7 protein-coding genes and 2 pseudogenes are annotated in these 8,134 nt (G+C 32.4%); 2 read left to right on the plus strand and 7 right to left on the minus strand.

Annotation, left to right across the window (positions count from 1 at the left end):
* Window positions 1-124, minus strand: a pseudogene (locus tag PHC28_RS12155) (SPOR domain-containing protein); the annotation flags it as partial.
* A 102-nt stretch (window positions 125-226) separates the two neighbouring features.
* Here PHC28_RS12155 and dprA point away from each other — a divergent pair.
* Window positions 227-1,327, plus strand: a complete 1,101-nt coding sequence (dprA, locus tag PHC28_RS12160; RefSeq protein ID WP_300100721.1) for a DNA-processing protein DprA — start codon at window positions 227-229, stop codon at window positions 1,325-1,327.
* Between the two features lie 308 nt (window positions 1,328-1,635).
* Here the strand turns inward: dprA and trpS are convergent, their stop codons facing one another.
* On the minus strand, window positions 1,636-2,607 hold the full coding sequence (gene trpS, locus PHC28_RS12165; RefSeq protein ID WP_300100723.1) for a tryptophan--tRNA ligase: 972 nt from the start codon (window positions 2,605-2,607) through the stop codon (window positions 1,636-1,638).
* 72 nt (window positions 2,608-2,679) lie between these two features.
* Window positions 2,680-3,057, minus strand: a complete 378-nt coding sequence (locus PHC28_RS12170; protein ID WP_300100727.1) for a GxxExxY protein — start codon at window positions 3,055-3,057, stop codon at window positions 2,680-2,682.
* 87 nt (window positions 3,058-3,144) lie between these two features.
* On the opposite strand from PHC28_RS12170, the gene PHC28_RS12175 reads away from it, so the two are divergent.
* Window positions 3,145-3,891 carry a 1-acyl-sn-glycerol-3-phosphate acyltransferase gene (locus PHC28_RS12175; RefSeq protein ID WP_300100730.1) on the plus strand — a complete coding sequence of 249 codons (747 nt, stop codon included), beginning with the start codon at window positions 3,145-3,147 and terminating at the stop codon, window positions 3,889-3,891.
* Window positions 3,892-4,048: 157 nt separating this feature from the next.
* Here PHC28_RS12175 and PHC28_RS12180 read toward each other — a convergent pair.
* The 4 genes and pseudogenes from PHC28_RS12180 to PHC28_RS12195 form a co-directional block, all read right to left on the minus strand.
* Window positions 4,049-4,231, minus strand: a pseudogene (locus PHC28_RS12180) (DNA recombination/repair protein RecA); the annotation flags it as partial.
* A gap of 277 nt (window positions 4,232-4,508) precedes the next feature.
* On the minus strand, window positions 4,509-5,309 hold the full coding sequence (locus tag PHC28_RS12185) for a hypothetical protein (protein WP_300100734.1): 801 nt from the start codon (window positions 5,307-5,309) through the stop codon (window positions 4,509-4,511).
* 22 nt (window positions 5,310-5,331) lie between these two features.
* The gene (locus tag PHC28_RS12190) at window positions 5,332-6,717 is read right to left on the minus strand and encodes a hypothetical protein (RefSeq protein ID WP_300100737.1); all 1,386 of its coding nucleotides are present in this window, start codon (window positions 6,715-6,717) and stop codon (window positions 5,332-5,334) included.
* 266 nt (window positions 6,718-6,983) lie between these two features.
* Entirely contained in the window at window positions 6,984-7,556 is a 573-nt protein-coding gene (locus PHC28_RS12195; protein ID WP_300100740.1) for a transposase, read from the minus strand.
* Window positions 7,557-8,134 lie beyond the last annotated feature (578 nt).

Raw genomic sequence — 8,134 nt, forward strand, 5'->3', positions numbered from 1 at the left:
AGAAAGAATTGGAACTTTCAACTAATTGAGCGGATTGAATTTCGGTCAAAAAAGCTCCGAAACCTGGAACGGTTACACATTGGTAACGATATAAAAGCTGTGCGATGTAAGGTTCGATGTTCATACATACAAAGTTATACATTGAAAATAGTTATCAAAATTTTATTCACAATTTTTATTAACAAATCACATAAATTTTTATACATTTCAGCCTCAAACGATTAATATGACAGAACAAGATTTATTTCATTTATTGGCATTGCAGCAAGTAGAGGGAGTGGGCGATATTATGGCCAAAAAACTAATAAACCATTGTGGAAACGCAAAAACAGTTTTCAATACTAAAACTTCTCAGCTTGCTTCCATTGATGGAATAGGATCTGTTTTATTAAAAAATCTAAAAGACAAATCCGTTTTTGAAAAAGCAGAAAAAGAACTTCAATTTATCAAATCAAATGAAATCAATGTGGCTTATTTTCAGGACGAAGATTATCCAGATCGACTGAAGCATTGCATAGACGGACCGGTTTTGTTGTTTACTTCGGGCAATATTGATTTAAAAAACAAAAAAATTATCAGCATTGTGGGAACGCGACAAATCACTTCTTATGGAATGGAGTTTTGTCGAAAATTGATTGAAGATTTGGCTCCGCTTGATCCTGTAATTGTGAGCGGTTTTGCTTATGGCGTTGATATTTTTGCACATCAATTAGCGATGGAACATAATTTGCAAACCATTGGTGTTGTAGCTCACGGTTTAAACCAAATTTATCCAAAAAACCATAAAAAATATGTTTCTAAAGTAGAACAGAACGGTGGTTTTATGACCGAATTTTGGAGTTCATCCAATCCCGAAAAGGAAAACTTTGTTCGTAGAAACCGCATTGTGGCAGGAATTTCCGAAGCTACGATTGTCATCGAATCGGCCGAAAGGGGAGGTTCGCTAATCACGGCAAATATCGCTAATGATTATAATAGGGATGTTTTTGCTGTTCCGGGAAGAACAACCGACAAATATAGCCAAGGTTGCAACAACTTGATTAAAATCCAAAAGGCAAACCTGCTTACCAGTGCCGCCGACTTGGTTTACATCCTGAATTGGGACATCGAAAGCAAAGCAAAACCAGTGCAAAAACAACTGTTTGTCACACTCGAAGCCGATGAACAAAAGGTGTATGATTACCTCTTAAAAAACGGAAAAGAATTGATGGATATTATCGCTTTGAGATGTGATTTTCCTATTTATAAAATTTCTGGAATGCTATTGAATATGGAGTTGAAAGGCGTGATTCGACCTTTGCCCGGAAAATTGTTTGAGGCGATTTAAATGAATGAAAAAAACAAAAATTGAGACGCTTCCAGCATGACAAATAGCAAGAAAAAATCGGTTGTTACAATATTGTTGTTCAACAAACAAGCTCTACTTAGTTTGTCTCGCTGGAAGCGTCTCAATTAAGTTGATCTCGTACAGTAAGACACTTCCAGCGTGACAAATAGAATGGTGAATTGCAAATAGAATGGAATGTGATTCGTCCATAACCAGAGAAATTGTTTGAGGCGATTTAATAAACACCGCAGATTCGCAGATTTTTAAAATTATTATTTTTAATCTGCGAATCTGTGGTTATCTTTTAATTACTCAAACCCCAATTTCACTCTAACTTTAGCCAAAACTCCTCTAGCAACAACTCCTGCTTTTTCAGCACCAATTTTCAATAAAGCATCTACTTCGTCGAGGTTGTTCATATAATAATTGTATTTCTCTCTTTCGGTTTTGAATTTTTCTACAATCAGTTCAAACAAGGCTTGTTTGGCGTGACCGTAACCGTAATTTCCACCCAAATAATTGGCTCTCATTGTGGATAGTTGCTCTTTGTTTGCTAATAAAGAATAAATGGCAAAAGCATTACAAGTGTCAGGATTTTTTGGAGCTTCAAGCGGTGTGCTATCGGTTTCTATGCTCATTACTTGTTTGCGTAAGGCTTTGTCGTCCAAGAAAATATTAATGATATTATTAGCTGATTTACTCATTTTTCCACCATTGGTTCCTGGAATAAGCATACTATCTTTTTGGATTATAGCTTCAGGAATTACAAAGGTTTCACCCATCTGATGATTGAAACGAGAAGCGACATCACGTGTAATTTCTAAATGTTGCAACTGGTCTTTCCCCACGGGAACAAATTGGGCGTCATACAATAAAATATCCGCAGCCATCAACATTGGATACGAAAATAATCCGGCATTGACGTCTTCCAATCTATCGGCTTTGTCTTTGAAAGAATGGGCCAATGTCAATCTTTGGAAAGGGAAAAAACAACTCAAATACCAAGATAATTCAGCTGTTTGTGGCACATCAGACTGACGGTAAAAAACCACTTTTTCCACATTTAAACCACAAGCAAGCCAAGCCGCCGCTGTGCTATAGGTGTTTTCTCTTAAAGTTTTTCCATCTTTTATTTGGGTTATCGAATGTAAATCGGCAATGAAAAGGAACGATTCGTTTTCGGGATTATTTGATAATTCGATTGCGGGAATGATTGCGCCAAGTAAGTTTCCTAAGTGTGGTGTTCCTGTACTTTGAACGCCAGTAAGTATTTTTGCCATTATATTTTTTTCTTACCGCAAAGTTCGCAAAGTTTTTCGCAAAGAATGCAAAGATTTTGTATTTAGTTTTATTTATAAGTTATTGACGACTCTTCTAATCCCGTTTTTAAGTAGAACTTCATTAAAGTTTATAAGTAGTCCAAGTTTGTAGTTTCCAAGTTTTAAATAAGTTAAAGTTTGAGCTAAGTGAATTTCGCACAATGACTCTACACTTTTAAGTTCAATTATAAACTTGTTCTCTACCAATAAATCAACTCGATAACCGCAATCTAATTTTACCTCTTCAAAAATTAATGGTAAAACTTTTTCTTTTTCAACGAAAAGACCATATTGATTTATTTTATAAAACAAACATTCTTTATAAGCGTTTTCTAATAAACCAGGTCCAAGACTTCTATGAACTTCAATTGCTAAACCTATAATAATTTTGGAAATTTCATTTTCAGTCATCTTTTCTTTTTTACTTTGCGAAAAAACTTTGTGCTCTTTGCGGTTAAATATATTCAAACTTACACACTTTTCCTTACTTTTGACGGTATGAGAGGAATAAAAAATATTTTTTGGGTGGTTTGGCGCGTTTGGTTTTATGTCTTAATGGCCATCCCGATTCTTATTATGTTTCCCTTTTTAGTGGCTTCCATTTTGACCGAAAGCGGTTATCCGTATTTTTTTAAGATGGCCAGAATTTGGTCAAAATTCATTCTTTTTGGGATGGGATTTTATTATAAAATTGACAAAGATCAAGCACTCGAACCCGACAAAAGCTATATGTTTGTTGCTAATCATACTTCGATGGTCGACATTATGTTGATGCTTGTCACGATACGAAAACCATTCGTTTTTGTGGGAAAACAAGAGTTGTCAAAAATCCCCCTGTTTGGATTTTTCTATAAACGGACTTGTATTTTGGTCGACAGAACAAGTTCTAGAAGTAAACACGGCGTTTTCGAAAGGGCGCAAAAACGGATAAATCAAGGACTTAGTATTTGTATTTTTCCCGAAGGCGGCGTTCCTGATGACGAATCCGTACTTTTAGATTCCTTTAAAGATGGTGCTTTCCGATTAGCAATTGACCATCAATTACCAATTGTTCCCATTACTTTTGGAGACAATAAAAAACGATTTTCTTATACATTTTTTAGCGGAAGTCCTGGAGTTTTGAGGGTAAAAGTGCATACTTTTATTGCAACCGAAGGAAAAACTATGATAGACAAGAACAGTCTTAAAGATGAATGTTGGAAACTTATTCACGCGCAATTACTAGCATTTGAAAAGAAAAAGTAACTTTTAGGCCTAAATAATTAGTTCTATTTGTCACGCTGGAAGCGTCTCAACATACTAGAGCAACATAATTAAGACGCTTCCAGCGTGACAAATAGAAGTAGAATGTGCCTGTTGTAAAAAAAAAAAAGAGTTCTCCACGGTGAACTCTTTTCTAATTTTAAGCATTATTTTCTTTAATCTTGGCCTTGATTTTTTCTTCCAATTCATCGGCTAATTCTGGATTGTCTTTTATTAACGATTTTACAGCATCACGACCTTGTCCTAATTTGGTTTCACCATAACTAAACCAAGAACCCGCTTTTTTGATGATTTCAAATTCAACGGCCAAATCTAATATTTCAACTAAACCAATTTGGTATTCCTAATATGGGTTTGAACCCATTTGCCGTTTTTCTTTTTATATATAATAGTATTTGTACCATACTCAATATGTGGAAATACCATTCCATAAAAAAAAGTAAAATGAGGGATTGTGAAATATTTATCTACATTGAAAAAAAACGTGTCTTTTGATTTTTCTTTTGCCTTTAGAACTGCAATAGAAAAAAGATAGTATAAGAATTGAAATATGTGTTTTCAGGATTAAAATATCGTTTTTATCCAGCAGATAAAAGTCCTTAATCATAAATTACTTCTGTTGGTTCTACACGAATATATTCTGTTACATTGTTCTTTTTTTTAACTAAAAATATAACATAATTATTAAAGTAAATACCAAGTTTATAATTATTTAATTTTTGAACTTTGTTTTTGTCATAAAATCTCGAAGAACGGATGGTTTTTTTAAGACAGAGAATCTCATTTGGTTTCAAATTTTTCACTAATTCAATCCCTCTAAAGTAAAAGATTTCGTTACCCTTACTGTCTTTGAGTAAAAAGGAATTTGGCTCATATTTTGATTCAAAAACATAACTTTTATCCTGTTTAAAAAAAAGCGTATCTTTTATTTTATTGGTAATGACGTTTTCTCCTTTACCAATAGGATAATAAGAATGATACTCTAAAAATTTAGGATGGATAAATTCATTGCCATTCACAAAGTATATCGTGTATTTGTCTGTCAAAGAATCTTTTAATTTCCATTGGTCTATTATTTGGTTGTATTTTCCATCAAAATAGAATTTTCTGTTTTCAATGTAGTCTTTTATAGATAGAATTTGTTTAGGCTTCAGCCCTTTTGTTAAAAAACCATCTCCAACAAAAAATATATAACCATTTGTTTTTGTATGTATCATCCGTTGTTTATCAAGCTCTATCTTGTCAGAATAGGTTTGATTCGAGAGATTTGGTGTCATCGTAGGTGATAATGTGTAATATCTATCTACATTGAAAAAAATCGTGTCTTTTGATTTTTCTTGAGCCGTTAGAACTGTAATAGAAAAAAAAGATAATATAAGAAGTGAAATATGTGTTTTCATAATTTAAATTATTTAATAATAATTAGTTAGGAAAAGGAACAGTTTTGCTTAAAAGGATAGCTCTGTTAGCGAGACTTACTATTGCTGCTTTTTTTTCTGCGGGTAAATCGACCCAAGCTTTAACATCATTTTCTCTTAGACCGCCCCAAGCCAATGCTTCATAAAAAGCGTCAGTTGGAGCTTCTCCGTAATAATTGGTGTATTTATTATAATCATCAGTAAGTACATTTTTATGAAACTCTTTTAAGGCATCTCTCATACTATTGATGTATAATGCTCCCATAGCCCCGTGTTGATTACCATATGCTTCATAGGTTTTTTTAAAATCTAAATCACCAGTAGAAGGATATTGAGTATTTAGTTTTCGTAAAATATCGGCGTGGATGTATTCATGCAATATGGTTCTTGCAGCATCTAATGCTGAAGTGTTATCAATTCTTGATGTATTGATTTCAATTGTAATAGAAGTGCTTCCAGGGACATATGTCGTTTTACCATTAATTTCTTTAACAATACCATTTTCGTCTTTATTAGTCACAATATCTTTAGAAACAATATTTATATTAAATTCAGATTTACCCTCAAAATTAGCTAATAAATTTTGGACAAAAGAATTTCCATTTTTGTCTAATAAAGCATTTAGGCATTTAGCTTTACCAGTAAGTTCAGGAATAATTTCAACATCAAAAACGTCTCTATAAACATTAAATCTTTTAGTAATATCATACGAATCTTCCGAAGTTCCACAAGGAACGCTCATAAGCTCGGTTATGGTGACAGTTTTTAAAGTAGTGTAGTAAGTAGTGTAAGAAGATGTACCAACTGTTACAGTATAATGATTAGTATAAATAGAATATACACTATATACATGCTCAGATAAAGTGCACTCAGGTACCCTGCTGTTTATGTTTGGGCTTGTGTTATATAAATTAATAACTTCATTTAATGTATTTAAAGAGCTATTGCCAGAAGGATTTTTACTTTTTCCGTTATTTACGACAAGTTGGTTAATTGAGGATCCATCTAATTTAAATACATTAAGTGTACCCGTAAAGTTTTTAAGTTTTTGTACGGAATTATTGAATAACGCATATTTTAAACTGGAATATGCTTCGATTAAATAGGAATAGCTAACATTTTCTTTTTTGATGATTATCAACTCGTACTTTAATTTGTTTTGAAATAAATTGGATTTGATTATGGTCGGATTTTTTTCTTCAACCTCCATTTCATAAATTTCAATTCCATCCTTCTCCGTTCTCTTCATGCTTTCCCAATTTACAACCAAATTCTTAGCAAAAGTTTGATTTTTAAATTGATCCAGTTTCAAATCTTTTTTTAGTTGATTTGTAATGGCATCGGTTGGATTTATTACTGCAGTATCTTCAGGACTACAAGAGAAAAGCATCAAAATCAAAGCAACTAAACAAAACTTAAAGTTTAAATTTTGTTTTTTGTTTTTTGTTTTTTTTCATAAATTAGTATGCTTTAAAATTTGAGTTCTAAAGTAAAAATAAATTCTTACAAACCACATTTTTTATTAAATAATTTCACTCCCTTTTGGTATTCTTCAGAAAGTTGAATTTAAAATTAAAGAAAAAAAGAGTTCACCATCGCGAACTCTTTTCTAATTTTAAGCGTTATTTTCTTTAATCTTAGCTTTTGTTTTTTCTTCTAATTCGGCTGTTTGGCTACTCTTTTGTAAGCTTGCCTTTGTTTAATTCCTTCAAATTCAGCAATTTTAGCACAATTGTCGATTACTTTTTTAGCCAATTTGGCATCCGTTGGGAAAGTGATGTTTTTCTCCTGGACAGTGGGATCTATCTGAACTTCTTTTTCGCTTTTTGCCTTTGGATGCAAGGCTACGCTTTGGCTCAATAAAAATTCTAAACCTTCTTCTTTCAACCGTTTTCTAAAATGAACAAACTCACTCGGGTCAAAGGGTTGTTTGGTTTGAAAGAATTCTTCTCCTGTAAAATATTGCCAATAGGCATTCTCAATCCAACGTTCAACAACCGATTCATCACTCTCTTCGAACATCTCTTTCAAAAGCAATAATCCTGCAATTTTTCTAATAGGAATTGAGGGTCTTCCTTGCTCTGAATATAAATTTTGGAACTCAAACTCCATTTTATCCCAAGCAACCTCATCAGCTAATTTTACCAAAGGATGCCCAAGGTTTATAAGGTCTGTTAGCCTTGTTTTGAACAAATTTTGCTGATTATTGGGTTTTATTTTTCCTAACATATTGCCACTTTTTTATACCGAAATATACACTTTTTGGCGATTTAACGGTACTGTTTTTGGTAGTATTTAATTATAAGTTATTAACAATCAAAACGTTGTTGTTATTTTAAGGAATGACTATTTATGTTAATGCAGCTAATTTAAAAAGAGGAGATTTAAAACTAGTAAAATACTCATAAATAGAAAGTTGCATATTGCTTTTAAGAATAAAAGGAACCGATGGGTTAAAACAAATTATACTCCAAACTTTCATTGACTTTTTCTCACTTGAATAGCAAACCTTTTTTGATGTTTATTAATGATATACCAGTAACTATGGAAAAAACGAAAGCATTGGTAGTTTCAAGAGTTTAAAATTATATATTTTTTCGAAGCTAAATTAGCATATCCACTTTTGTTTTAAGTAATTATTTACAGCTAGAATTTATTGTTTTAACACAAGATTTAAATTTAAGGTTCTACTGGGTTTTGTGTGAATAGCCGTCAAGGTTTCCATGAAAAAATAGAATGGCTGTTCTAAAATTTTGTTTATTTCTATATCCACGACCTATTCGTTTTAGTTCTTCAATTGCTCCGTT

The organism is Flavobacterium sp. (assembly GCF_028712645.1).
GTDB lineage: Bacteria > Bacteroidota > Bacteroidia > Flavobacteriales > Flavobacteriaceae > Flavobacterium.